26 protein-coding genes are annotated in these 25,526 nt (G+C 68.4%); 17 read left to right on the forward strand and 9 right to left on the reverse strand.

Features of this window, described 5'->3' with window-relative positions:
• The first annotated feature begins 13 nt into the window (after positions 1-13).
• From J7643_10045 to J7643_10080, 8 genes are all read left to right on the forward strand, one after another.
• Positions 14-439 (forward strand): peptidylprolyl isomerase, encoded by a 426-nt coding sequence (locus J7643_10045; GenBank protein MBO9540918.1) that lies wholly within the window; start codon positions 14-16, stop codon positions 437-439.
• A 107-nt stretch (positions 440-546) separates the two neighbouring features.
• Positions 547-843: a hypothetical protein gene (locus J7643_10050; protein MBO9540919.1), complete on the forward strand. Its 297-nt coding sequence runs from the start codon at positions 547-549 to the stop codon at positions 841-843.
• A 122-nt stretch (positions 844-965) separates the two neighbouring features.
• Positions 966-1,514 (forward strand): hypothetical protein, encoded by a 549-nt coding sequence (locus tag J7643_10055; protein MBO9540920.1) that lies wholly within the window; start codon positions 966-968, stop codon positions 1,512-1,514.
• 17 nt (positions 1,515-1,531) lie between these two features.
• Positions 1,532-3,085, forward strand: coding sequence for a carboxypeptidase regulatory-like domain-containing protein (locus J7643_10060; GenBank protein ID MBO9540921.1), 1,554 nt, complete (start codon positions 1,532-1,534; stop codon positions 3,083-3,085).
• A 40-nt stretch (positions 3,086-3,125) separates the two neighbouring features.
• The gene (locus J7643_10065) at positions 3,126-3,326 is read left to right on the forward strand and encodes a hypothetical protein (GenBank protein MBO9540922.1); all 201 of its coding nucleotides are present in this window, start codon (positions 3,126-3,128) and stop codon (positions 3,324-3,326) included.
• A 19-nt stretch (positions 3,327-3,345) separates the two neighbouring features.
• Complete coding sequence (locus J7643_10070) at positions 3,346-5,148, forward strand: hypothetical protein (protein ID MBO9540923.1); 1,803 nt, start codon at positions 3,346-3,348, stop codon at positions 5,146-5,148.
• Between the two features lie 10 nt (positions 5,149-5,158).
• The gene (locus J7643_10075; GenBank protein MBO9540924.1) at positions 5,159-6,697 is read left to right on the forward strand and encodes a hypothetical protein; all 1,539 of its coding nucleotides are present in this window, start codon (positions 5,159-5,161) and stop codon (positions 6,695-6,697) included.
• 22 nt (positions 6,698-6,719) lie between these two features.
• A complete protein-coding gene (locus J7643_10080; protein ID MBO9540925.1) occupies positions 6,720-7,274 on the forward strand; it encodes a hypothetical protein in 555 nt (184 codons plus the stop codon).
• A 74-nt stretch (positions 7,275-7,348) separates the two neighbouring features.
• Here J7643_10080 and J7643_10085 read toward each other — a convergent pair whose 3' ends face one another.
• From J7643_10085 to ribD, 6 genes are all read right to left on the reverse strand, one after another.
• Positions 7,349-7,813 carry a 6,7-dimethyl-8-ribityllumazine synthase gene (locus tag J7643_10085; protein MBO9540926.1) on the reverse strand — a complete coding sequence of 155 codons (465 nt, stop codon included), beginning with the start codon at positions 7,811-7,813 and terminating at the stop codon, positions 7,349-7,351.
• Between the two features lie 31 nt (positions 7,814-7,844).
• On the reverse strand, positions 7,845-9,038 hold the full coding sequence (locus tag J7643_10090; GenBank protein MBO9540927.1) for a bifunctional 3,4-dihydroxy-2-butanone-4-phosphate synthase/GTP cyclohydrolase II: 1,194 nt from the start codon (positions 9,036-9,038) through the stop codon (positions 7,845-7,847).
• 11 nt (positions 9,039-9,049) lie between these two features.
• Positions 9,050-9,706 (reverse strand): riboflavin synthase, encoded by a 657-nt coding sequence (locus tag J7643_10095; GenBank protein ID MBO9540928.1) that lies wholly within the window; start codon positions 9,704-9,706, stop codon positions 9,050-9,052.
• A gap of 165 nt (positions 9,707-9,871) precedes the next feature.
• Positions 9,872-10,111, reverse strand: coding sequence for a hypothetical protein (locus J7643_10100; GenBank protein MBO9540929.1), 240 nt, complete (start codon positions 10,109-10,111; stop codon positions 9,872-9,874).
• Between the two features lie 114 nt (positions 10,112-10,225).
• On the reverse strand, positions 10,226-11,728 hold the full coding sequence (locus J7643_10105; protein MBO9540930.1) for an aldehyde dehydrogenase: 1,503 nt from the start codon (positions 11,726-11,728) through the stop codon (positions 10,226-10,228).
• 58 nt (positions 11,729-11,786) lie between these two features.
• The gene (ribD, locus tag J7643_10110) at positions 11,787-12,893 is read right to left on the reverse strand and encodes a bifunctional diaminohydroxyphosphoribosylaminopyrimidine deaminase/5-amino-6-(5-phosphoribosylamino)uracil reductase RibD (GenBank protein ID MBO9540931.1); all 1,107 of its coding nucleotides are present in this window, start codon (positions 12,891-12,893) and stop codon (positions 11,787-11,789) included.
• 70 nt (positions 12,894-12,963) lie between these two features.
• Here ribD and J7643_10115 point away from each other — a divergent pair, with 70 nt between their 5' ends.
• The 5 genes from J7643_10115 to J7643_10135 all read left to right on the forward strand — a co-directional run bounded on the left by J7643_10115 (position 12,964) and on the right by J7643_10135 (position 17,337).
• Positions 12,964-13,812 carry a hypothetical protein gene (locus tag J7643_10115; protein ID MBO9540932.1) on the forward strand — a complete coding sequence of 283 codons (849 nt, stop codon included), beginning with the start codon at positions 12,964-12,966 and terminating at the stop codon, positions 13,810-13,812.
• A 180-nt stretch (positions 13,813-13,992) separates the two neighbouring features.
• Positions 13,993-14,280 (forward strand): stage V sporulation protein S, encoded by a 288-nt coding sequence (locus J7643_10120; protein MBO9540933.1) that lies wholly within the window; start codon positions 13,993-13,995, stop codon positions 14,278-14,280.
• Between the two features lie 173 nt (positions 14,281-14,453).
• The gene (gene rplU, locus J7643_10125; protein MBO9540934.1) at positions 14,454-14,765 is read left to right on the forward strand and encodes a 50S ribosomal protein L21; all 312 of its coding nucleotides are present in this window, start codon (positions 14,454-14,456) and stop codon (positions 14,763-14,765) included.
• A gap of 26 nt (positions 14,766-14,791) precedes the next feature.
• Positions 14,792-15,058: a 50S ribosomal protein L27 gene (rpmA, locus tag J7643_10130; GenBank protein MBO9540935.1), complete on the forward strand. Its 267-nt coding sequence runs from the start codon at positions 14,792-14,794 to the stop codon at positions 15,056-15,058.
• Between the two features lie 197 nt (positions 15,059-15,255).
• Positions 15,256-17,337, forward strand: coding sequence for an elongation factor G (locus tag J7643_10135; GenBank protein ID MBO9540936.1), 2,082 nt, complete (start codon positions 15,256-15,258; stop codon positions 17,335-17,337).
• Between the two features lie 129 nt (positions 17,338-17,466).
• On the opposite strand, the gene J7643_10140 is transcribed toward J7643_10135, so the two are convergent.
• A complete protein-coding gene (locus tag J7643_10140; protein MBO9540937.1) occupies positions 17,467-17,778 on the reverse strand; it encodes an HU family DNA-binding protein in 312 nt (103 codons plus the stop codon).
• A 440-nt stretch (positions 17,779-18,218) separates the two neighbouring features.
• On the opposite strand from J7643_10140, the gene J7643_10145 reads away from it, so the two are divergent.
• A complete protein-coding gene (locus J7643_10145) occupies positions 18,219-19,211 on the forward strand; it encodes a GerMN domain-containing protein (protein ID MBO9540938.1) in 993 nt (330 codons plus the stop codon).
• Between the two features lie 18 nt (positions 19,212-19,229).
• Entirely contained in the window at positions 19,230-20,672 is a 1,443-nt protein-coding gene (locus J7643_10150) for an N-acetylmuramoyl-L-alanine amidase (protein MBO9540939.1), read from the forward strand.
• A gap of 44 nt (positions 20,673-20,716) precedes the next feature.
• Here J7643_10150 and J7643_10155 read toward each other — a convergent pair whose 3' ends face one another.
• Both J7643_10155 and J7643_10160 read right to left on the reverse strand, forming a co-directional pair.
• The gene (locus J7643_10155; GenBank protein ID MBO9540940.1) at positions 20,717-21,637 is read right to left on the reverse strand and encodes an RluA family pseudouridine synthase; all 921 of its coding nucleotides are present in this window, start codon (positions 21,635-21,637) and stop codon (positions 20,717-20,719) included.
• Positions 21,638-21,639: 2 nt separating this feature from the next.
• A complete protein-coding gene (locus J7643_10160) occupies positions 21,640-24,069 on the reverse strand; it encodes an Rne/Rng family ribonuclease (protein ID MBO9540941.1) in 2,430 nt (809 codons plus the stop codon).
• Between the two features lie 334 nt (positions 24,070-24,403).
• On the opposite strand from J7643_10160, the gene ruvC reads away from it, so the two are divergent.
• The gene (gene ruvC / locus J7643_10165; GenBank protein MBO9540942.1) at positions 24,404-24,913 is read left to right on the forward strand and encodes a crossover junction endodeoxyribonuclease RuvC; all 510 of its coding nucleotides are present in this window, start codon (positions 24,404-24,406) and stop codon (positions 24,911-24,913) included.
• 1 nt (position 24,914) lies between these two features.
• Positions 24,915-25,523 carry a Holliday junction branch migration protein RuvA gene (ruvA, locus tag J7643_10170; protein MBO9540943.1) on the forward strand — a complete coding sequence of 203 codons (609 nt, stop codon included), beginning with the start codon at positions 24,915-24,917 and terminating at the stop codon, positions 25,521-25,523.
• The last annotated feature ends 3 nt before the right edge of the window (positions 25,524-25,526 follow it).

Here is a 25,526-nt window from a genome sequence, read left to right on the forward strand (position 1 = left end):
GAGTGCTTTCCCCATGAAAAAAGCCATCATCACCACCGCCAAGGGCGATATCGAGATCGAGCTCTTCACCGACGACGCCCCCAACACCGTCGCCAACTTCGAGAAGCTCGCCACCTCCGGCTACTACGACGGCCTCACCTTCCACCGGGTGATCCCCAACTTCGTGATCCAGGGCGGTTGCCCCGAGGGCACCGGCCGCGGCGGCCCCGGCTACACCATCCCCTGCGAGATCAACCCCCGCAAGCACGGCACCGGCGCCCTCTCCATGGCCCACGCGGGCAAGGACACCGGCGGCAGCCAGTTCTTCATCACCCACAGCCCCCAGCCCCACCTGGACGGCGTTCACACCGTCTTCGGCCAGGTCATCAAGGGCCAGGAGATCGTCGACGCCATCCGCCCCATGGACAAGATGGAGAAGGTCGTCATTCAGGAAGCCTAAGCCTCCACGCGAGCGTTGCGGCCCAGGCCGCGGCCCGCTAGGATCGAAGGGCGTTCCCCGCGCGGGGAACGCCCTCTTTCTTGGTGATCGCGAAGGAGAAAGCCGCCATGCGCGCGCCCTCTGGGATCGGCAAGGCCCTGGCCACCCCTGACGGCCGGACGCATGGGCGCGTCTCGGACGTGGTCTTCGACCTGGCGACGGGGCTGATCCTTGGCTACGAGATCGTTCGGCCCGACCTCTCCCGGCGGATGGTGCCGGCCATTGCCCCGGTGCGCGAGGACGCCGAGCGGATCGTGGTCCCCCCTGCCGCCATCGCGGCCGCCACGGAGGACCTCTCGGCCCTCATGGCCCTCAGGGACCCCGTGAGCGGGGCGATCCTGTTCCCCCTGGCCGAGGAGGACTAGCCTCGTCGGGGGATAACCCCCGAGAAAAGAGGGGATAACTCTCTTCCAGCCCCTCACGAAAAATTGGTAACTTCGGACGCATGACGATCTGATCCTCACCTCAGCAGTCCGGAGGCCCCCTCGTGAAAGCCCACTCGATCCTCGTGTTGGTCGGCGCGGCCCTGGTCGCCAGTTGCGCGACCACGACCGCCCCGTCGGTCGCCAACGGCCAGGCGCGCGTGTCCCTCCTGGCCTCGTTGCAGGCGGGGTCCTTCCGCGCCCAGAGCACCGTCGTGCCCTACACCCCTGCCGACGTCCAGCACCTGAGGCTGGACGTCTTCAAGCTGGTGCAGGGCTCCGAGGTCGCGGTGGTGGATGCCGAGCGCAACCTCCCGATGACCCTCGACATCGCCAGCGGCAGCCTCGGCAAAGCGATCGAGCTCTCCGGACTCAACCTGGACACCACCTACCGCATCCGCGGCTACGCCTACGACGCCCCGGGCACCGCGCACCTCATCAGCAAGGACGCCCTCGTCGACGTGCGCGTCACCCACGACGACCGCCCCGAGTTCGCGACCTTGCCCGTTCGGCTGATCGACAAGGTCTTCAACGGCGAGGCGTCGTCGGACATCGCCATCAGCAGCGGCAGCGTCACCTACACCGGCAGCGAGAGCATCACGCTGTCGAACTAGCGCACATCGAGGTCCCCATGATCCCTTCTCGCCTCAATCGCCTGCTGGCCGCGACCCTCTGCCTCGCGGCCACTGCGGCGAGCGCCAACGCCCAGGCCGTCGCCCCTCGCCTGGAGAACAGCCTCACGGCCGGCGGCCTCAACATCGCCCCGCGCTACCTCGACAGGCCCGGCGACGTGGACCTGAACCTGCTGGGCGGCTTCGTCAACTTCCCGACCACGGGCGGGAGCCTCCTGGGCGGCCAGGTGGGGCTCCAGGCGCGGTTGAGCGATCGCCTCCAACTGCTGGCGAACCTCGGCCCCCTGAACGAGATCGGCCTGCGCGGGCCGCTGTGGACGGGCGAGGCCACGCGCCTCGGTTGGGCGGCCCACTACCGCTCGGATCTCTACTTCGCGATCGCGCCGAGCTTCGGCCTTCCTGCTCCGATGTTCGGCCTCGTGCCGTTCCCGGGCTCGGTGGGGCAGGGCGCGGAGCTCAAGCTGAACGCCATGCACGCCTGGAACGGCCTGAGCCTCTACGCCTCACCGCTGGTGGCCGTGATGAGCAACCGCAGCATGGCCGGCCTCGACGTCGGCGTCGACTGGACCCTGGATCGCTGGGGGCTCGGGTACGCCGCCGAGTACCGCCGCAACGTGCACAACCCGCGCCAGGCCCATGGCTCGCTCGTCGATTCCGAGCTCCAGCACAGCGTGGGCATGCGCTTCTCGCTGGACGAGCGCAAGTACCTCCAGGCCAACTATTATCACCTTCCGACCGACACCTACGGCATCACGAACCAGACCTTCCTGGTCGGCATGGGCATGCGCCTGCTGGGCGAGGTTCGACGCCCCACCTTGGCGGTGGCCCCGACGCCCGCACCCACTCCGGTGCCGCTGGCGACGCTGGCTCCAGCCACTCCGGCGCCCGAGCCCGATCCCACTCCGACGCCTTCCCCCACCCCGGCCCCTCGGGCCGTCGAGGCCGAGGTCTGGCGTCTCGAAGGGCGCCTGTTCAGCTCCAAGCTGCCTGGAGGCAATCCGGGCAAGGCCTTGCCCGTTCACCTCAAGCGCAAGGAAGGCCGCACCTTCGTGAACCTCGAGCTGAGCACCCTCACGGACGCCTCGGGCAACTTCGTTTTCGACGGCCTGCGCGGCGGCGAGTACCAGGTGGTCTACCGGGATCGCGGCGAGCTTGCCGACTCGGTGGGGGTCGCCGTCTCGAACGCGGTGGCGGTGCGCCGCAACCGGCCGGCGCGCGTGGAGATGGACCTGGCATGGGACGAAGCGGCCCTGCAAGACACGCGCTCGAACGGCGCGCACGTCATCGCTTGGAGCCGAAAGCCCGGCGCGCCCGACGCGCACTTCCAGGGAGTCGTTCGCTCCAACCCGAACGACTCGCGGACGGACGTCGTCGCCTTCCCCAAGGCCCCCACGACCGGCACGACGGGGCAGTTCGCCGCCTCACCCCAGATCGAGGGACGCAAACTCTATTACTTCGTCAAGTACTGGAAGCGGGGCAGCAGCTTCAACGGCGCAACCTATTACGGGCAATCCAAGGTGCGAGTGCTCGGCGCCCCCCAGCCCGGGAGGTAGCGACGTGACGACGTTCCAGCCTCGAGGAAGGATCCATGCCATGACCGCGCTTCGACTTTTCATCCCCGCGATCGCCACCGTCACCCTGGCCGGCTGCTTCTACGTCCCCCTGGGGAGCCTCCCGCAGCTCACGGGGACCGTGTACAGCCCGGCGGCGCAGGCGCGAAAGGACCTCAGCGTCCCGGGCGTGGAAGTGGCGACGGGCAGCGTGGTGCACAACGGCAACGTGACGTTCAAGTAGCGAAGAGGACGACGACCCGATGCTCTCCAGCCGATTCAAGTACCTGCCCCTCGGGCTCGCCGTCGCCCTGACGGCCTGCACCGCCGCGCGTCCCGGCGTGCCGAACCTGGACGCCGCCCAGGCGACGGGGACGGCCAGCCTCGCCCTCAAGCCGAAGGTCGAGGCGTCCCGGTACGCGCAGGCCATCCTCAACCCCCACACCATCGCCTCCATCCAGCGCCTCGACGTGGTGCCCTACCTCCAGGTCGCTCCCGGTACCTTCTGGGGCCTCTCGGCGACGACGGGGCTGGCGACGGACTCGACCGACATCACCAAGCTGCTGCGGGCGAGCATGGCCTCGCCCTCCATCGACCTCGACAAGACGATCACCCTGGGGAACCTGCGGCCCAACGCGACCTACCGCATCTTCGCCCAGGCCTATGACAGCAAAGGCGTCCTGATCTCGACCAACGACGCCAGCTCCTCGCTGACGCTGAGCGTCGGGGACGCTGGCACCCAAACGGTCGAGAGCCTCCCAATCAAGCTGGTGGACGTGCCCTTCGCGGCGAACGCCACCGTCGTGCTCTCGAACTCGGGCGGCAGCGCCTACGACCACGTGGTCACGGACCTGGCCGTGGTGGTGAGCGGCAGCGAGGTCGCGATCGCCAACACCACCACCACCCACGCCTATGGCCTGCATCCCCGCACCATGTCGCTGAGCAACCTCCAGGGCAACACGACCTACCGGATCAAGGCCTCGATCCGGGACGCCGCCGACACCCAAGTCGGCACCGCCTCGGTCGATCTTGCGGTGATGAACGAGACCGCCCCCACCTTCAACTGCCCGATCCCCGTCCCCTACCTCACGAGCACATTCGCGGGGAAATCGGGAACGTGGGGCACGCTGGACGGAACGGGCGCGGCCGCGCGCTTCAATGCGCCCGGGTACGTGGCAGTGGACGCTACGGGCAACCTCTTCGCAGCCGACTACGGCAACAGCACCATCCGCAAGATCACCCCGGCGGGCGTCGTCTCCACCCTCGCGGGAACGGCGCTGGCCACCGGGTCCGTTGACGCCACCGGAGCGGCAGCGCGCTTCAATCGCCCCTACGGGATCGCAATTGACGCCGCCGGCACCCTCTACGTGGCGGACACGGAGAACCACACCATCCGCAAGATCAGCCCCTCGGGGGACGTCTCCACCCTCGCGGGTCAGGCCGGCGCCACCGGCTCGGTGAACGCCAACGGCTCCGCCGCGCGCTTCTACGAGCCGACGGACATGGCGGTGGACGCTGCGGGCAACCTCTACGTGGCGGATTCATCCAACCACATGATTCGCAAGGTCACCCCCGCAGGCGACGTCACCACCGTCGCTGGCCAGGCAGGGGTCATGGGCTCGGCGAACGGCGTCGGGACGGCCGCGACCTTCTATGCGCCCTACGGCCTCGCGGTCGATGGCTCGGGTACCCTCTACGTGACGGACGCGAACAACCTCGTTCGCAAGATCACCCCCGCAGGCGACGTCACCACCATCGCGGGCCGGGCTGGAGTGGCGGGCTCGGCGAACGGCGTCGGGACGGCCGCGACCTTCAATAACCCCAATGCCGTCAGGCTGGATGCCTCGGGGAACCTCTACCTGGCGGATTCGGACAACAGGACCATCCGCAAGATCACCCCAAACGGCGTCGTCACCACCCTCGCAGGCAAGGTCGGGGTCACAAGCTCGGTGGACGGCCGGGGCCCGGAGGCGACCTTCAGGTTTCCCTTCGGCCTCGCGCTGGACGCGTGGGGAAACCTCTACGTGACGGATTCAAACAGTCACTGCATCCGCAAGCTTCAATAGGGTGAGCACCATGCATCAGACGAACCTACGACTTTTCGGCGCCGGCCTGGGCCTCGCCATGCTGGCCGGATGCGCCCTGGCCCCTACGATCCGCGCGAATCAGGCGACCTTGAGCCTGACGCCCACGGTCCGGCAGGAAGGCCTCAAGACCCTGGCGGCAGGCCTCTCGCCCTACACGCCGGAGGATGTCGATCACCTGCAGATCAAGGTCTTCAAGCTGGTGGGAGACAGCGAAGTCCCGCTCCTCGGGAACGACAACCTCCCGGTGACCTTGGACGTCGCGAGCACCAGCCTCGGCAAGTCCGTCCTGCTCGCCAACCTCCACTTCGACACCACCTACCGCATCCGGGGCTACGCCTACGCCGACGCGGGCACCGCGAGCCTCATCAGCAGCGCGAGCTCTTTCGTCGACGTCGGCCTCGGCCGCGACGATCGCCCCGCAAAGGCCACCCTCCCGGTCCAACTGGTCGATAAGGCCACGAACTACAGCGCGACCAGCCCAGGCATCAGCTTGACGAACGGGGCGTACGTCGCGAGCGGCTCGACGGGCCTGAACGCCAAGGTGGTCGTCACCACCCTCGCGGGCAAGCCCTCGATCACCGGCGCGGCCGACGGCGTCGGGACGGCTGCGACCTTCTATGCGGCCTTCGGCATCACGACGGACGCTGCAGGCAACGTCTACGTGGTGGATCGCAGCAACTGCAACATCCGCAAGATCACCCCCGCAGGGGTCGTCACCACCCTCGCGGGCCTGGCCGGGGTCATGGGCACGACGGACGGTGCGACGTCGAGCGCGAGGTTCAGGCTTCCTAGCGGCTTGGCCTCGGACGCCGCGGGCAACCTCTACGTGGGGGACAGCTGGAACTCCTCCATCCGCAAGGTCACCCCCGCGGGGGTCGTCACGACCTTTGCAGGCATGAGCGGGGTCAGCGGCACGGCGGACGGCGCGACATCGAGCGCGCGCTTCACTTCCCCCAACGGGATGGCGGTGGATCGCGCAGGCAACGTCTACGTGGCCGACACGAACGCGAACACCATCCGCAAGATCACCCCCGACGGCGTCGTCAGCACCCTCGCGGGGGCGAGCGCCACCGGCTCGGTGGACGCCACCGGCACGGCCGCACGCTTCAACAAGCCCTGGGGCGTCACGGTGGACGCCTCAGGCACTCTCTACGTGGCGGACACCGAGAACTACACCATCCGCAAGATCACCCCCGACGGCGTCGTCACCACCCTCGCGGGCCAGGTCGGCGTCATGGGCAACACCAATGGGACCGGCGCGGCTGCGACCTTCGGCACCGTATATGGCTTGGCGGTGGATGCCCTCGGCGATGTCTACGTGGCGGATATGACCGCTCACCTCATCCGCAAGATCAGCCCTGCCGGCCAAGTCTCCCCCTTCGCCGGGTATGGGGGGAGCTGGCCCGTCGTGGACGGGGTGAAGCCCGCCGACTCCGCCTTCAATCAGCCCCAAGGGGTGGCGGTGGATGCCACCAACAACATCTACATATCGGACACCAACAACCGCGTGGTCCGAAAGATCCAGTGACGCACCGATGAGGAGCTCTGAGATGAAAGCCTTTTCCTTCACCGTCGCCATGGCCCTGATCGTGTCATCGGGCTGCACCACGCCGATCGGCGCGAGCCAGGCCAACGGCCATGCAAGCGTGCGCCTCGTCCCTACCGTGCAAGCCGGCGCCTACCGCACCCAGGCCGAGATCACCCCCTACGGCCAGGCCGATATCGTCCACCTGCAGGTCAAAATCTTCGAGCTGAGCAACGGCTCCGAGGTCCCGGTGGTGGACGCGGGCAACCGGCCGCTCTTGAAGGACATCCCCAACGCCAACCTGGCGCAGCCGATCGCGTTCGGGAACCTGAACTTCAAGACCACCTACCGCATCCGTGCCTACGCCTACGGTGACGCGGGCACCGCGAGCCTCATCAGCGACTCCGTCGGGGCTTCCTACGTCGATCTACCCGTCGAGTCCGACGATCGGCCGCAGCTCGCGCCGCTGCCCGTCAAGCTGATCGACCGGGTCTTCGACGGCCAGGCCACCTCGGCCGTCACCATCAGCAGCGGCAGCGTCACCAACGCGGGCTCGGAGAGCATCCGCCTCGCCCCTTGAGATTTCGAGAATCCCTCACGCACGAAGCCTCGCCGAAACAATCGGCGAGGCTTCGTGCGTAAGAAAAGGGTCGGCTAGAGCAGCTCGCCCAGGTTGGCCATCTCGATGGCCGAGACGGCGGCCTCCCAGCCCTTGTTGCCGGCCTTGGTGCCGGCGCGCTCGACGGCCTGCTCGATGGTGTCGGTCGTGAGCACCCCGAAGATCACGGGCACGCCGGTCGAGAGGGCGGTATTCGCCACGCCCTTGGCGACCTCGGCCGAGACGTAGTCGAAGTGGGGGGTCGAGCCGCGGATCACCGCGCCGAGGCAGATGACGGCGTCGTACTGGCCGGACTTGGCGAGCTTGCTAGCGACCAGCGGGATCTCGAAGGCGCCGGGCACCCAGACGACGGTCACGTTCTCGTCCTGGCCGCCGTGGCGCTCGATGGCGTCGAGGGCACCCGAGAGCAGGCGGCTGCCGATGAACTCGTTGAAGCGGCCGACGACGATGGCGAAGCGATGATTGCCGGCGAGCAGCTTGCCGCCGATGACCTTGGGCATGAAGGGATCCTTCCTGTGACGGGGCCCTGCGCTACGAGAGCAGGTGCCCGAGCTTCTCTTCCTTGGTTTCTAGGTACTTCTCGTTGTAAGGGTTGCTCGCGATGCGGATCGGCACCCGATCCAGCACTTCGAGGCCGTAGCCGTCGAGGGCAGCGACCTTGCGCGGGTTGTTGGTCAAGAGCCGCATGCGCGTGACGCCCAAATCCAAGAGGATCTGGGCCCCGATCCCGAAGTCGCGCAGATCCGCCGGGAAGCCGAGCTTGAGGTTGGCCTCGACCGTGTCGAGCCCCTGCTCTTGCAGGCGGTAGGCGTGGATCTTGTTGAGCAGGCCGATGCCGCGCCCCTCTTGGCGAAGGTAGACGAGCACGCCGTGGCCGTCACGGGCGATCGCCTCCAGGGCGCGATCGCGCTGGGGGCCGCAGTCGCAGCGCAGCGAGCCGAAGGCATCGCCCGTCAGGCACTCGGAGTGCATGCGCACCAGCGCCCCCTCTTTGGTCGGGTCGCCCATGACGAGGGCCACGTGGTGCGAGCCGTTGAGGGTGTTCTCGTAGCCGACGATGGTGAACTCGCCGAACTTGGTGGGCAGCTTGGCCTCCGAGTGGCGAACGACGTAGCGCTCGCTCTCGGCGCGGTAGGCGATCAGCTTGGCGACGCTGGTGACGAGCAGGTCGTGGGCCGCGGCGAACTGCTGCAAGTCGGGCAGGCGCGCCATGGTCCCGTCGGGGTTGAGGATCTCGCAGATCACCCCGGCGGAGTTGAGACCCGCCAGGCGCGCGAGGTCGACCGAGGCCTCCGTGTGGCCCGCCCGCACGAGTACCCCGCCCGGCTTCGCGATCAAGGGGAAGATGTGGCCGGGCCGGCGCAGATCCTCGGGGCGGGTGTGGGGGTCGAGCGCCACCTGGACGGTGCGGGCGCGGTCGTGGGCCGAGATGCCCGTGTCGCCTGCCGCCGCGTCCACCGAGACGGTGAAGGCGGTGGCGTGGGTGTCGGTGTTGGTCTGAACCATGGGCGCCAGATCGAGGGCGGCGGCGCGCTCGGGGGTCAGGGTCAGGCAGATGAGGCCGCGGCCGTGGGTGGCCATGAAGTTGATGGCCTCGGGGGTCGCGAACTCCGCGGCCATGACCAGGTCGCCCTCGTTCTCGCGATCCTCGTCGTCCACCACCACGACCATCTGGCCGTTGCGGACGGCCTCCAGGACCTCGGGGATCTCGGCAAAGCGCTTCATTGGTTAACCAACTATTCTAGAAACCCGCAGCGGGCGAGTTGCTCGTAGCTCAGGCCCTTGGGCGCCCCGGCGGGGGCGGCGCCCCCGTCGAGGAAGCCCGCGAGCATCCGTCGAACGTACTTGGCGATGAGGTCGACCTCCAGGTTGACCGCATCGCCCGGCGAAATTGAAAGCAGGGTCGTCTTGGCGCCGGTGTGGGGGATGAGGGTGACGGTGAAGCCGGTCGAGGAGACTTCGTTGACCGTGAGGCTCGTGCCGTCGATGGTGATGGAGCCCTTGGGCACCAAGTAGGTCGCAAGCTCCCCCGGCATCTCGAATGCGAGGCGGTGGGCCTCGCCGAGGGGGGTACGCGAGACGAGCCGCCCCACCCCGTCCACGTGGCCCGAGACCAGGTGGCCGCCCAGGCGATCGCCGAGGGCCATGGCCCGCTCGAGGTTCAGGCGGCGACCCGCCTGCCAGGTGCGGGCGGTCGTCACGTCGAGGGTGGACTCGGAAATGTCGGCGGTGAAGCGATCGCCCCCGAGGGTGGTGGCCGTGAGGCAGATGCCGTTGACCGCCACGCTGTCGCCGAGCTTGAGCGTGGGAGCGATGAAGGGCGCGAGCAGCGTCACCTGGGTGCCACGCCGCGCCAAGAGGGTCCCGACCTCCTCGACCAAACCGGTGAACATCGATAAAACGTCCTTATGACTAGCCTTCCGGGTCATGATACCCGCTGCTTCGTGTCGGGGCAAGGGCGAGGGACTGGCATGGACTCACGCGGGCCGGAGCCCTTGAAACGCGACGCGCGGCGAAGTCCCCGAGTTGGGGACCTCGCCGCGCGGTGCCGGCTCGCCTCAGCGCGGCCTGGGCGTCGGACTTGGCTTGGCCGCTGGCGTCTGGGTGGTCTGCGTCGTCTGGCGTAACTTGGGCTTGGCGGGTTCGGAGCGCGGCTCCGCGGCGGGCTGCGCCGTCCGCACCATGGCGGGCTTGGCCTGCTCTTGCGGACGCTTGCCCATCATGTGGGCGCACCCCGCGAGCACCACGGCACCGGTGACCGCGGCGAGCATCAGTCTCCCGTTCGAATGACCCCTCATGCACGATCCTCCCTGAACAAGCGGCAGAACGCACGGCTGCCAGCAAGTCCAGGGTAGGGGGTCGGAAAAGGCGAGCGTTAGATCGGCATGGCCAAGGGCCCCCGTCGGGGAAGACTAGCTCCCGTGCTTGAGGTACATGGTCTGGGTCTCGGTGTAGAAGTCGATGGCCGCGGGGCCCATCTCGCGCCCGCCGAAGCCCGAGTCCTTCATGCCGCCGAAGGGTAGGTGCACCTCGCTGAAGACCGAGGCGCAGTTGACGTGCGCGAGGCCGGTACGCAGCCGCTCGGCGTAGACGAAGGCCTGATGCATGTCGCGGGTGAAGATCGCCGAGGAGAGGCCGTAATCCACGTCGTCGGCGATCGCAAGCGCCTCGTCGATCGTCTCGACCTCGATGACGGCGAGCACCGGCCCGAAGACCTCCTCGCAGGCCACGGCGTGCTCGTGCTTCACCCCGGTCAGCAGGGTGGGCTCGAAGAAGTAGCCCTTCTTGTACTCGCCCCCCATCCGGTGGCCGCCATAAGCAAAAGTGGCCCCCTCTTGGCGGGCGATCGCCATGTAGCGCTCAACCTTGTCCATGGCCTCCTGGTTGATGAGGGGGCCCATGGTGTTCTCCTCGTCGAGGCCGGGACCGACCTTGAGGGCCTGAACGTGGGCCATCAGGCGCTCCACGAGGGGCCTTGCCACCTCCTTGAGGACGATGACCCGGCTGGTGGCCGTGCAGCGCTGGCCGGTGGAGCCCCAGGCGGCCATGGCGATCTCGCGGGCCGCAAGGTCCAGGTCGGCATCCGGCAGGACGATGGCCGCGTTCTTGCCGCCGAGCTCCAGCTGCACCTTGGCCAGACGCCCTGCGGCCTGCTGGTTGATCCGCTTGCCCACCGCGGTCGAGCCGGTGAAGGAGAGGGCCCGGACGCCCGGATCCGCCACCAGGGCCGCGCCGACCTTGCCGTCGCCGTGGACCAGGTTGAGCACCCCCGAGGGCAGCCCCGCCTCGGCGAAGGCCTTCACGATCAGGGCGGCGCAGATGGGCGTCTGCTCGGCGGGCTTGAGCACCACGGCGTTGCCCGTGACCAGGGCCGGCACCAGCTTCCAGGCGGGAATAGCGAAGGGGAAGTTCCAGGGGGTGATGAGGCCCACGACCCCGAGCGCTCGACGCACGGTGTAGGCGAACATGCCGGGCTGCTCGCTGGGCACGGTCAGGCCGTGCATGCGCCGGGCCTCGCCGTTGAGGTACTCCATGGCGTTGAGGCCCCGGTTGACCTCGACCCGGGCCTCGGCGAGGACCTTGCCGCACTCCCAGCTCAGGACGTGGGACAGGAGTTCGGCCTGGGCGCGCAGGGCGGCGATCGCCCGGGCGATGATCGCTCCGCGCTGGGGGGCGGGCAGGGCCGCCCAGGCGCCCTGAGCCTGGCTCGCCGCCTCGATGGCCGCCTGGACGTCCTCCGCGCTGGAAGCGGGGAAATGCGCAATGATCTCCTTGAAATCGGCGGGGTTCTCGACCTCGAATTTCGCCCCCGAGGCAGCCTGGCGCCACTCGCCACCCACGTGGTTGAGGCGGCCGGTTGCGAGCCACCCCTTGAGTTCGTTGAGATCGGGGCTGGGACGGGTGGTGAGGGTCATGGCGGGCTCCTTCTACTGCGCAGCGCTCTGGGCCCTCATTGTACCGGATAGGAAAAGGCTAGCTCGAAGGGTTGAGGTAGGCCTCCAACCGCACGTCGTCGCCGCTCGGGTAGGCGCGCAGGTCGTACAGGGCGCGCGCATCGGCCATGGCCTTGATGCCCTCGCCTTCGATCGGGGTGGGGCTCTGAGTGCCGCCGATCAGCTTGGGGGCGACGAAGTAGACGAGCTTGTCCACCACCCCCTGCGCGAGGGCCGAGGCGTTGAGGCCGCCTCCCCCTTCGAGGAGGACCCCCGAGAGGTCGCGCCGTCCGAGCTCGGCCATCAGCCAGGCGAGGTCCAGGTGACCGTTCGGCAAGGCCGGGGTCGCGACGACCTCGGCGCCGCGGGCTTCGAGCGCCGCGCGCCGGGCCGCCGGGGCCTCGGGCCCCACCGCGATGAGCAGGGGGCTCTCGATGGAGAAGAGACGGGCATCCAGAGGGGTCTCGGCCCGGGGATCCACGATCACCCGGGTGGGCTGGTGGGCTCCTTCGAGCCGGGCGTCGAGGCGCGGGTCGTCGGCGAGAACCGTCTTGATCCCCACCATGACGACCGAGAGCTCTGCGCGCAGGGCCTGGACGTACTCCCGCGAGACCGGGCCGCTGATCCACTTGCTCTCGCCCGTCTCGGTCGCGATCTTGCCGTCCATGGTCATGGCCATCTTCATGACGACGAAGGGCAGACGGGTGCGGACGTGCTTGAAGAAAACCTCGTTGAGGCGCCGGGCCTCGTCGGCGCAAAGGCCCCAGGCCACCTCAACCCCGGCGGCCGTCAGGACGGAGACCGCCTGCGAGGCCGTCAGGGGATTGGGATCCTCGACGGCGAAGACCACCCGCGCGACGCCGGCGTCGATCAGGGCCTGGGTGCAGGGGCCGGTCCGGCCCCGATGGTTGCAGGGCTCGAGGGTCACGTAGGCGGTGGCGCCCCGGGCGCGATCGCCCGCCTCTCTGAGGGCGAAGACCTCGGCGTGAGGCTCGCCCAGGCGAGGGTGGAAGCCCTCGCCGACCCCCTCGCCGTCCTTGACGATCACCGCCCCCACCATGGGGTTGGGCGCGGTCCAACCCGCCCCGCGATGGGCCAATTCGAGGGCGCGCCGCATCCAGCGCTGGTCATGCTCGGTTGTGATCATCTTCACACGGGCCTTTGACATCCGGGGGAACGTGGTAGAACAAGCTTACATCCATCCTGGAGGTATCGTCATGCGTCGATGGGCCAGCGCGCTCGCCCTCGCGTCCGTCCTGGCCGTCGTCTCGCCAGCCGACGCCGCCATCAACCTGAACAGCGACTTCGTGCCGGATCCCGGCCGCATGGAGCTGCTCACCTACGGCTACTACTCCCCCTACACCCTGCGGGTCCTGAACGGCGCGGTCTACTCGGCCAACCCCGTGGGCTCGGCCTATCACTGGTTCGAGGCCTGGAACAGCTTCGAGGTCGGCCTTCTCCCCGACACCAGCCTGACGATCCTCGCCCCCTTCGACCTGACCCAGTCCTTCGACGGCAGCGATCGCTACACCGGCCTGACCGACCTCTCGGTGGCCCTGGGGCGCAAGCTGTGGAGCAACGACCTGGGGGGCCTCAAGGCCCGGCTGCGCGTGAACGCCCCAGTGGGGCCGCTCGGCTCCGAGGCGCACTCGGTGGGCCTGGACACCATGCTCAGCCAGGCGATCATCCCCGAGGTGCTGACCGCCACCGCCAACTTCAACTATCGCTACAGCCTCCACCAGACCGTGCGCGACGAGGAGACCCTCCTGCCGCACACCAGCTGGGCGGGCCACGTCGCGGAGCTGAGCCTGGGCGTCGACTACGCCATGAGCCCCTCCTTCGATCTGGTCTTCGAGGTCCTGGGCCAGTTCGAGGGGCGCGCCGAGAGCGATCGCAAGCCCGATCCCGCCTCGGGGGCCATGGTCCTCACCCTCGCTCCAGGCCTCAACTGGAAATTCAACGACCAGTTCTCCCTCCAGGCCTCCCTGCTGGCTCCCGTCCTGCGCGGGGGGTACCAAGACTCCTACTCGTTCGGCGGCTTGGCGGGAATCTGCCTCGATTTCTAGGCGAAACGGCGCTTATCCCGCCCTCCGGCACCTTTGCGCCGAACAGCGCAGCCCCCACGTGCGCGGGCTCACATCCCCCCCTGAAAAGTCGGCCTAAAGATGCTTGGCCAATGTCGCCTAGGCGCGAGCCCCCCTTTCAGCGAATGCTCCTTCAAGCACGCAAGAAGGGAGCAAAACGCCATGACTCACTCCAACTTCGGCACCAATCTCTTCAAGGTCGCGAGCACCTCCAACCCCGCCTCGGTCGCCGGCGCCATCGCCGGGACCCTGCGCGAGAAGGGGCGGTGCGAGATGCAGGCCATCGGGGCGGGCGCCATCAACCAGGCCATCAAGGCGATCGCCATCGCCCGGGGATACGTGGCCCCTTCCGGGATGGACCTGGTCTTCGTGCCGGCCTTCCTCGACATCGAGATCCAGGGCGAGGAACGCACCGCCATCAAGTTCGTGATCGAGCCGCGCCGGACTTAACGCAACCTTAGTCTTTGCTTGACGGTCGCTCGGGGATGGCGCTACAATAGTGGCTCTGTCTAGCTACTAGACAACGTCATTCGGGCGACACCGCTCGGATCCGGTTTCAAAGACCCGAGAGGCACTCGGCTACCGGATGCGGCGCGTCTCGCAACTGAGGAGAAAGCCCAATCATGTACGCCATCATCGCCACCGGCGGCAAGCAGATCCGCGTCGAAGAAGGCCGTTTCGTCGACATCGAGCTGATCGCTGGCAACGAGGGTGACACCATCACCTTCGACAACGTCCTGCTCGTTTCCAAGGACGGCAAGTTCCAGGTCGGCACCCCCAGCGTCTCGGGCGCCAAGGTCACCGGCAAGATCGTCAAGCACGGCAAGGGGCCCAAGCTGATCGTTTACAAGATGCGCCCCAAGAAGCACTACCGTCGCAAGAACGGCCACCGTCAGCCCTTCACCCGGGTGATGGTCGAGTCGATCAGCTTCTAAGCCTTTAGAAAGGACCGCATCGAAAAATGGCACACAAAAAAGGGGTAGGCTCCACCCGTAACGGCCGCGATTCCAACGCCCAGCGCCTCGGCGTCAAGAAGTACGGCGGCGAGCAGGTCATCCCCGGCAACATCATCGTTCGCCAGCGCGGGACCCAGTTCCACCCCGGCGACAACGTCGGCATGGGCAAGGACCACACCATCTTCGCCCTGGTCGAAGGCCTCGTGACCTTCGAGCGCTTCGGCGCCAAGCGCCAGAAGATCAGCGTCCGCCCCGCGGTCGCCAACGCGTAAGCGATCTTCCAATCTGACGAGCCCGCCTCCAGCCGGAGGCGGGCTCGTTCGCGTTTGAATTGCCCAAGCTCTTCCGTCCGGAGGGCGGCTTGACCCTGAGGGGCCCCGGCGGCATCATCAGCCTCGCAGAAGCCCGTCGCGCCGAGCGAGCGGGCAGGGGAAAAGGTGATCGAGCAGGTGAGAGGGAGGGCCCAGCCATGAGCGCCACCGCGAGAATCCGCAACGTCGCCGTCATTGGAGCCCACGGGGTCGGCAAGACCACCCTGGTCGAGAGCATGCTCTTCGACATGGGCATGATCCCGCAGCGCGGGCGGGTCGAGACGGGCAACGCCGCCACCGACTTCGACAGCGAGGAGATCCTGCGTCAGATGTCGGTGCAGACGGGCATCGCTTCGGGCGAGTGGCGCGATTGCGCCCTCAACTTCCTCGACGTGCCGGGGAGTCACGACTTCTCGACCGACGCCAAGCTCGCCATGGCAGCCGCCGATGCGGCGCTGCTCGTCATCAACGCCGCCAAGGGGGTGGACGCCAACACCCGCAAAGCCTTCGAAGCGGCCCGCGAGCTGGAGCTGCCGGTCCTGGTCTTCATCAACGGGGTCGATCAGGACACCGCCAAGCCCTACCCCGCGATCCTCCAGGAGATCCACGAGCGCCTCTCGCCCCACGCCGTGCCGCTCGAATTACCGGTCGGCGAAGGGCGGACCTTCAAGGGCGACGTGGACCTGATCGGCCTCAAGACCTGGTACTTCGCCCCCGAGACCGGCGAGGTCACCGAGGTCCCGAACACGCCCCCGGAGCTCACCGAGCTGGTCCAGCGCTACCACACCACCCTGGTCGAAGGGGTCGCCGAGCTTCACGACGAAGTGCTCGAACGCTACCTGGGCGGCCAGGAGCCCGAGCAGGCCGAGCTCTCCCGGCTCTTGCGCGCGGACCTGCTCGATAACAAGCTGCTTCCGGTCCTGTGCGGCTCGGCCCTCGGCAACGCCGGGGTTCGGCCCCTGCTCGATGCGATCGTCAACCTCGTGCCATCGCCCGCCGATCGTCGCTATCCTTCGCTGCTGGATCTGGACACCCAGGCGCAGGTCCCCCTGAAGCCCGAAACGGAGGGGCCGCTCGTCGCCGTCGTCCTCAAGACCTTCTCGGATCCTTACCTGGGCAAGATCAGCGTCTTCAAGGTGCTATCGGGCAGCCTCGCCTCCGACGCCCACCTCACGAACGCCCAGCGGCAGACCCCCGAGCGCATGGGGCGCCTCTTCAAGCTGGTGGGCAAGAAGCAGCTCCCCGTGGAGCGCTTGGTGGCGGGCGACATCGGGGGCACCACCAAGCTCAAGGAGACCCAGACCGGCGACACCCTGGTCACCGAGGGGCATCCCCCGCGGCGCCTCGCCTACCCCATGCCCACCCCTGCCGCCGCCATCTGGTCGGTGGCCATCTCGCCCGCCGCCAAGAACGACGAGGCGAAGCTTGCGATCGCCCTCTCCAAGCTCAAGGAGGAAGACCCCGCCCTCACCGTCTCGGTGGAGGGACGCACCCACCGCACCGTCCTGAGCGGCCAGGGGCCGACGCACCTTGAGGTGGTCCTGGCCAAGCTCGCCAACCGCTTCAACCTGGAGGTCAAGCAATCCGAGCCCGAGGTGCCCTACCGCGAGACGATCGCAGGCCGCGCCCAGGGCCAGGGCAAGCACAAGAAGCAAACGGGCGGTCGTGGTCAGTACGGGGACGTGTGGCTCAAGATCGAGCCCCTGCCGCGCGGTACGGGCTTCAAATTCGTGGATGCGGTGGTCGGCGGCGCGGTCCCGCGCAACTTCATCCCCGCGGTCGAGAAGGGCGTGCGCGAGACCCTGGAGCAAGGCCTCTTGGCGGGCTACCCCATCGTCGACGTCAAGGTGACGCTGTACGACGGCTCCTCCCACTCGGTAGACAGCTCCGAGATGGCCTTCAAGACGGCCGCGAACCTGGCCATGCGCAAGGTCTTCGCCGAGGCCCAGCCGCTCTTGCTCGAGCCCGTCCTGGACGTTTCGATCTCGGCCCCCGAGGAGGCCCTTGGCGACGTGATGGGCGACCTCAACGGCCGGCGGGCGCACATCGAAGGGATGGACGGCAGCTCCATCCACGCCAAGGTGCCGCTCGCCGAGCTCGCGGGGCTGGTGACGGCGGTGCAGAGCATCACCCGCGGCCAAGGGGCGCTCGAATCGAGCTTCTCCCACTACCAAGAGGTTCCGGGCCACCTGCAGGCCAAGCTGCTCACCGGCCTCAAGGCGGAGACGGCCCCCCACTGAAACCCCCACCCCCCGCACGAAACGTCACAAAGCCGGCGTCCCGAATCATAAACTTATATGAATCAAAACCCTTGCCCTAGAACGGCGAAAAGCCCCGGAGGCAATGCCTCCGGGGCTTTCCTTGAAGCCTTAGCGGCCGCGGCCAGCGCCGGCGAGCTGCTTCTTGCGGCCCTCGATCCGCTCCTTGAGGTTCTTACCGGCGGTCCACACCGGGCTCTTCTTGGCGGGGATCTTGAGGACGGCGCCGGTGCGGGGGTTGCGACCCTCGCGGGCAGCGCGCTGGCGGACCTGGAAGGTGCCGAAACCGACCAGGGTCACCTTGTGGCCGCGCGACAGGGCCTGGGAGATGGCTTCGATGGTGGCGTTGAGGCACTCACCGGCTTCCTTCTGGGAAACCTTCGCCTTGGTGCTGATCGCCTTGATGAGCTCTTCCTTGTTCATAGCGGGTCTTTCCTCCTGATGTGAGATGAAGAGTGTGGGATGGGGCGCCTTTCCTGAACGGCGTAACAAAGTTTAATGAACTTGAGTGTGATTATAGGAACCCACTTCGGAAAAAGCAAGAGGTCGAGGGTTTTTTCGGAAAAAAAATTTTGCAAGCGGGCCTCAGCGCTGCGAGTTCCCGACCCCGGACACGGCCAAGGGCGCCCTTTCGGGGGGGAGGAGGCGGTGCTATACTAAAGAAAAACGATCGCCTGGATCCCGCCCCTTTCACCCCGAGATCCCGGGCCTGTCACGGAGGGTTAGCGCCATCGCCGCTCATTCTAAGAAGCTGCTCAAGCTCATGGACAAGCTCGACGACCTCGACGCCATGCAGCGCGTCTCGTCCAACTTCGAGCTGCCCGACGCGCTGATGGCCGACCTCTCGGCCTTGGCCTAGCCGCATGGCTCGCTCGCAGCGCGTCGCCCTCACGGCCCTCGCCCTCACCCTCGCGCTGGGGGCAGGGCTCGTCGCCTTCTGGCGGCAAGGCAGCCCCGCAGAGCGCGCGCCGGCGCGCGAGGTCACCCTCTACTACCTGGACCCCCAGGCCATGTTCCTGGTGCCCGTCAGCCGCAAGCTGCCCCTGCCCCAGGCGCCCGATCGAGCCCTCCAGGCCGCCCTCGACCGGCTGGTCTCGGACGTGCCGCCGGGCCTCGCCCCCGCCCTGCCGCCATCGACCCAGGCGAGCGTCAGCGGGCTCAAGGACGGCAAAGCCGGCGTGACCCTGCGCCTGAAGGGCCCGGCCCCCGGCAGCGGCGGCGAGCAACTGATGGCCGCCGCCGTGGTCCGTACCGCGGGCGCCCTCGACGGGATCCAGGAGGTCGCCCTCGCGCTCGAAGGCCCGGACGGCAAACCGCTCGCCAGCGAGCACCTGGACCTTTCCCAGCCCTTCTCGCCCACCGACCCCGGCATGGAGAACCTCTACCTGGAGGGCGGCAGCGGCCTCGCCGTGACCGTGTACTACCGCCTGCCCAACGCCCCTTACCTCGTTCCCATCCGGGTTCCTTTGCCCGCGGCCTACCAGCACGAGCCCCTCAAGGGCAGCTTCGCCCTTTTGCTCGATGGCCCGCCGCCGGCCCTCTCCGCCTTCCTCGCCCCCAGCCTGCCCTCGCCCCGCGCCTGGCGCTGGAACGGTCTCGAAGACGGCAACGCCCGCATCCTCTGGAAAGGCAGCGAGCCGCCGCAGCCGCTCGCCGTGCGCGCCCTTGCCCTCACCCTGACCGAGCGGGGCGGCATCCAGGCGGTGCGCATCGACGGGGAAGCCGGGCCCCTCTCGACCAAGGTGGGCCCCTTCGACCTGGGCCGCCCCATCCCGCGCCCTGAGGCGATCAACCCGCTCGACGACAAGGTGTCGGCGTTCCGCGCTCCGGGTATGAGCGTTGGGATCGCAGGCTAAGCCGTAGGGAGGGTCGCGTTGCGCCGCATCGTCAGCATCTTCGCGCTCATGAGCGTCCTGGCCTCCGGCCTGTCGCTCGATCTTCGAGCCGAGGCAGCCGAGCAGGCCAAGATCCGCCTCTTCGGCTACGACCGCAGCAGCGGCGAAGTCGTGCTCTACGCCGACGCCCCCCTCGCCCCCACGGCTTTCCATCTGGACCGGCCCTATCGCTGGGTGGTGGACCTGCCCAACACCCACTACTCGGGCCTCACCCAGAACCTGGGGGTGATCGCAGGCACCCCCATCCGCAACGTGCGCCTCTCTCAGTTCAAGAGCGGCACCGTCCGGCTGGTGTTCGACCTGTCGCGCAAGGCCGAGTTCCCGCAAGAGACGACCCAGCCGCGCCCCGGCAACTATCGCCTGGCCTTCAAGGTGGCCGCTGGCCAGCCGCAGGCGCAAGCGCCGGCCCCGACCCCGGAGCCCGACTCGCCCGAGCCGAAGCCCACCGCGACCCCGCGCCCCGCCACCCCGCGGCCGGTGGCGCGCCGCAACCCCGAGCCACGGCCCACCGAGCCGCCCGCACGGGCCGCGGGCCTCGCCCTGCACCGGGTAGGCGACGGCTGGGAGCTGACCATTACCACCCAGCACGCCATCACCTACGCGGTCTCGCCCCGGACCCGCGCCGACCGCGTGGTCTTCGACCTGCAGGGCGGGGGCGGCGAATTGCCCAAGGATAGCCTGTACGTGGACAACGGGCTGATCGCCCGCGTCCGGGTGACGCCCCTCGGCGGGCGGAACCACCAGGTGACGGTGGAGTTCGACCAGCCCATCAAGCATGCCCTGGACCTGAGCGAGGACCGGCACGTCCTCACCCTGAGCCTGGGCAACGCCGTGAACGACAAGGGAGCGCCGACCTCTGCCCGCAAGAGCGAGGACGAGAAGCGGGTCACCATCGACGCGGGGCACGGCGGGATGGACCCGGGCACCATCGGCGCCCACGGCACCCTCGAGAAGGACGTGACCCTCCAGATGGCCTTGCGCCTGCGCAAGCTGATGCAGGACTCGGGGATGGAGGTCCAGATGACGCGCACCAAGGACATGCAGATCATGCTGCGGCCGCGCGTCGATATCGGCGACGCTTTCGACTCGGACGTGTTCATCTCGATCCACGCCAACCACGTGGGCGACCCGAGCGTGTCGGGCATCGAGACCTACTACTTCACCCCCAAGTCGCTGCCGCTCGCGCGCGCGGTCCACAAGCGCCTGGTCGGCTCGTTGCAACGGCGCGATCGCGGCATCCGCCGCAACAACTTCGTGGTCGTCAAGTACAACAAGATGCCCGCCGTGCTGGTGGAGCTCGGGTACCTATCGAACCCCACCGAGGAGCGCCTGCTCACCAGCCCCAAGTACCAGCAGCAGGCGGCCGAGGCAATCCTCGCAGGCGTCCAGGACTACTTCCGGACGCGATCCCTCAAGCAATAAGGCACGAATAAGCGCCCTCGCCCTCAAGGGCGGGGGCGCTCGTTTTAGCGAGAGCGCAGGTAGCGCAGCAGAGCCTCGAAGCGCTCGGGCACCGGCGCCTCGAAGGTCATGCGCTCGCCCGTGCGGGGATGGTCGAACGAGAGCCTGAAGGCGTGCAGGGCCTGGCCGTTCAGCCTGACCGGGAACGGCACCTTGGACGGCCCGTAGACCGGGTCGCCCACGATGGGGTGGCCCAGGTGGGCCATGTGAACCCGGATCTGGTGGGTGCGGCCGGTTTCGAGCCTTAGATCGAGCAGGGTCGCATCCCGAAAGGCCTCGGCGACGCGCCAGTGGGTCAGGGCCTCGCGTCCGCCCGGCACCACCGCCATCTTGATCCGCTCGGTGGGATGGCGCGCGATGGGCGCCTCGACGGTGCCGCCCTCGGTGGCCATCACCCCGTGGACGATGGCCCGGTACTCGCGCCGGGCGGTCTTGGCCGCAATCTGGGCCGAGAGGGACTGGTGCGCGAGGTCGGTCTTGGCCACCACCAAGAGGCCCGAGGTGTCTTTGTCCAGGCGGTGGACGATGCCCGGCCGGGCCACTCCCCCGATGCCCGAGAGGTCCTTGCAGTGGTGCAAGAGGGCGTTGACCAGGGTCCCCTCCCAGGCGCCAGGCGCCGGGTGGGTGACCATGCCCTGAGCCTTGTTGACCACCAGCAGGTCCGGGTCCTCGTAGACCACGTCCAAGGGGATGGCCTCGGGCTTCACGTCCAATTCGCGCGGGGGCGGCACGTCCACCGTCACCCGCTCGCCTCCCTTGAGGCGGGCGCTGGGCTTGGCGGGACGGCCTTCAAGCAAGACCGATCCCGCCTGGATCAGCTCCTGAAGGCGGGATCGAGAGACATCGGGCACGTGGCCCGCGATGTAGTGATCGAGCCGCTGCCCTTTCGCCTCGGACGGCACCAAGAGCAAGAGCGGCTCGTCCACGGTTACTCCTTGGTCTTGCGGGTCCGGGTGGTCCGACGCCGGGCCGGCGCACGGCGCGCGGGCTTGGCTTCGGCCTCCTCGGCGCCTTCCTCGGCCTCGGGGGCCTCGGGCGCAGCTTCGGGCGCTTCAACCGGAGCCTCGGCCTCAGCCGGGGCTTCGACCGCAGCAGGCTCCTCGGTGACGACGGGCGCCTCCTCGGCAGGGGCCTCCTCGGCGGCAGCCGCCTTGGTGGCACGACCCTTCACGGGGCGACGACGCGCCGCCTTGCGGACCGGGGCGGCTTCCTCGACCACGGGGGCCTCGGGCGCGGCCTCGACCGCCGCCTCGGCCTCAGGGGCCTCCACGGGCGCTTCGACCGGAGCCTCGACCTCGACCGGGGCCTCGACCACCGGAGCGGGCTCGACCGGGGCGACGACGGGCACGGGGGCCTCGGCGCCTTCCTCGACGGGCACCATCTGCATGACGCCGGGGGCGACCTCGATCATCTGCATCTTGGGACGCGGACGGGACTTGGGTCGGAACACCCGGACCGGCGCCGTGACGACCTCGGCCACGGCAGGAGCGGGCATCTCGACGGCCTCACCCCAGGGCGAGGGACCTGCGGCCACCGCAGGCGCCACCACGACGGGCGTCGGCTCGACGGGGGCCACGACGGGCGCCTCGGGACGCTCGAAGCGGGAGCGATCGCGGTCGCGACCACGGCCGCCACGCTCACCGCGCTCACCACGTTCACCGCGCTCGCCACGCTCCCGGCCGCGCTCGCGGCCACGGCCGCGCTCATGGCGCTCGGGACGAGGGGCGCGCTCGTACTCGGCTTCCTCGGCAGGAGCGAAGCTCTCGAGCTCAAGCGCCTCGAAGGCGAAGCCGGGAGCGCTCGGGGCCTGCTCGGCCACGGCGGGGGCGGCCTCGATCAGCTCCTCTTCCTCCTCCTCGCCCATGGCGAAGGGGGTGGTCACGCCCTCGGTGCCCTCTTCACCGCGCTCGCGGCCACGGCCACGACCCCGGCCGCGACGGCGGCGACGGCGGCGCTGGTTCTCCTCTTCGGCCTCGGCCGCGAGGTCCATGCGGGGGCCGACGCTCGGATAGGCGGGCGCCTCAATGACGATGGGCTCCTCGATGATCTCCTCGACCAGCTCGACGGCGGCCTCCTCGGCGTTGCGGGCAGGGCGCGTCTCGACGCGAGCCGCGGGCAGGGCCACGTTCTCGGCGGGAAGCACCTCGTTGCGCAGGCGACCGAGGCCCAGGCAGGTCGGGCAGGTCTTGGTGAGCTGCTCGAGCAGGCTCTGGCCCTGGCGGCGACGCGAGAGCTCCATCAGGCCGTGCTCGGAGAACTGGCTCGTGATCTGGGGACGGCTCTTGTCGGACTTGATCGCCTCGTTCATGGCCTGAATGACCTTCTGCTGGTCGTTCTGGTAGTCCATGGAGATGAAGTCGACGATGATGATGCCGCCGATGTCGCGCAGGCGAATCTGGCGCGCGATCTCGACCGCGGCCTCGAGGTTGGTCTTGAGGACCGTCTCGTTGAGGCTCTTGGAGTTGGTGAGCTTGCCCGAGTTGACGTCGATGACCGTCAGGGCCTCGGTGGCCTCGATGACGACGGAGCCGCCCGAGGGCAGGTGAACCTTGGGCTTGAGGGCCGACTCGATCTCGCTGGCGATGCGGTAGTGGGCCATCAGGGGCGCCCGGCCGCGGTGGACGGTCAGGTTGCGGACCATCTCGGGCATCCAGCTCGAAAGGATCGAGCGGGCGCGCTGGAAGGCGTCCTGGCTATCGACGACGATGCGCTCGGTGTCGTGGGTGAGGCGATCGCGCAGCACGCGGGTCAACAGGTCGTTGTCGCGGTAGAGCAGCGCCGGGGGGTTCTTCATCTGGGCGCCGTGGAGGATCTCGGTCCACTTCTCGATCAATTCCTCGACGTCGCGCTTGAGCTCCTCTTCGGAGCAGCCGGCGGCCTCGGTGCGGACGATCAGGCCGTGGCCGGGGTCCTTGAGCTCGGTGGCGATGCGACGCAGGCGCTCACGCTCCTGGGCGTCGGTGATCATGCGGGACATGCAGACCCGGTTGTCGTGGGGCACGAAGACCAGGTAGCGGCCGGGAATCGAGAGACGGCCCGTGAGGCGCGCGCCCTTGGTGCCCGTGGGGGCCTTGGCAATCTGCACCAGGAGCTTCTCGCCGGTGCGGATGGGCTGGGGCTTGGAGCGCTTGCGGGGGCTGATGGCGGTGGGAAGGTCCGCCATGTGGATGAAGCCGTTCTTGTCGTGGCCGATGTTGATGAAGGCGGCCTCGATGGCGGGCACGACCGACTCGACGCGGCCGAGGACGATGTCGCCGACGAGCTGCTCGCCTTGGCGAAGCACGAACTCAGCGGCCTTTCCGTCCTCGAAAACGACGGCCAGGTCATCCGCCTCGCTGATCACGATTTCTTTTTTCACGAAGACTTCCTATGAAGAGAGACAGGCGGAGCGGGGCTCCGAAGATAGGGGGCCGTTGGCACAGAGGCCCGGCGCCTGCCTGGTGGGAGGATGGTCCCCGCGCTCAACCGCATAGCCCCGGGCCGGTCGGCCCGAAACGTCATCCCTTCCTTGTTGTCTCTTCCGTCTGAGGTGCTTCAGCGCTCGAATCGAGGGCGCGACCACGGAAAAGTGGGACGGGAGCACAGGAACAAAACGTTTGGGCTCAGTGTAACAGGGGCCTTTACAACGGTCAAGAGAGCTTGGTTGAAAGGGCGCTTGCCAACTGCACCGCCGCCCTCCTATGATAGCCGCCATGCGCGTGTTAGGAATCGACCCGGGGACCGCCACCGTGGGCTACGGCGTCGTCGACATGGACGACGACTACCGCTGTGCCTTGGTCGCATGCGGCGTCGTCACCACCAGCAGCAAGCTGCCGATGCCCGAGCGGCTGCGCATCATCTACGACGACGTCTCGGAGCTGATCGCCACTTACCGGCCCGGCGTGGTGGTGGTCGAAAAGCTCTTCGCCTTCCGCAACGTCACCACCGTCATCAGCGTGGCCGAGGCCCGCGGGGTGATCCTGCTCGCCAGCCAGCAAGCCGGCTGCCGCATCGCCGAGTACACCCCCATGGAGGTCAAGCTGACCATCACGGGGTACGGCCGCGCCCAGAAGCCCGAAATCCAGGAGATGGTCCGGGACATGCTCGGTCTCCAGAGCATCCCGCGGCCCGACGACGCGGCCGACGCGCTCGCCTTCGCCCTCACCCACGCCCAGTACCTCGAGGGGCACATGGTTGCGGTCTCAGACCAGGCGGTTCTATAGCATGATCATCCGACTCAAGGGCGAACTCGCCCATGCGGGCCTCGACTACGCCATCCTCGACGTGGGGGGCGTGGGCTACCAGGTCTTCTTGAGCGCCCGGGTGCTCTCGCGGCTGCCGGCCATCGGGCAGCCCTTCACCTGCTTCACCCACCTGGTCCACCGCGAGGACGCCATGCTCCTCTACGGCTTCGCCTCGCTCGAAGAGCGCGAGCTGTTCCTCATGCTGACCTCGGTCAGCGGGGTGGGGACCAAGACCGGGCTGGGGATCCTCTCGGCCATGGACGCGCCCGAGGTGGTCTCGGCGATCGCGATGGGCGACGCCAAGCGGCTCGCCAAGGCGCCCGGGGTCGGCAAGAAGACCGCCGAGCGCATCATCCTCGACCTCAAGGAGAAGCTGACCGCCAAGCGCTCGGCCTACCGGGACATGGCCCCGCTGCCCGGGGGGGCCTCCTACGCGCCGGTCGCCGACGCGTTCGCCGAAGCGGAGCTTGCGCTCTTGAGCCTCGGCTTCGACCCCGACGAGATCGCAGGCACCCTCTCGCGGATCCCCGCGGGCACCTCGGTCGAAGAGGCCATCCGGCAGGCCATCCAGGCCCTCTCCGGTCCCTAGCCG

Source organism: bacterium, assembly GCA_017744355.1.
Lineage (GTDB): Bacteria > Cyanobacteriota > Sericytochromatia > S15B-MN24 > UBA4093 > JAGIBK01.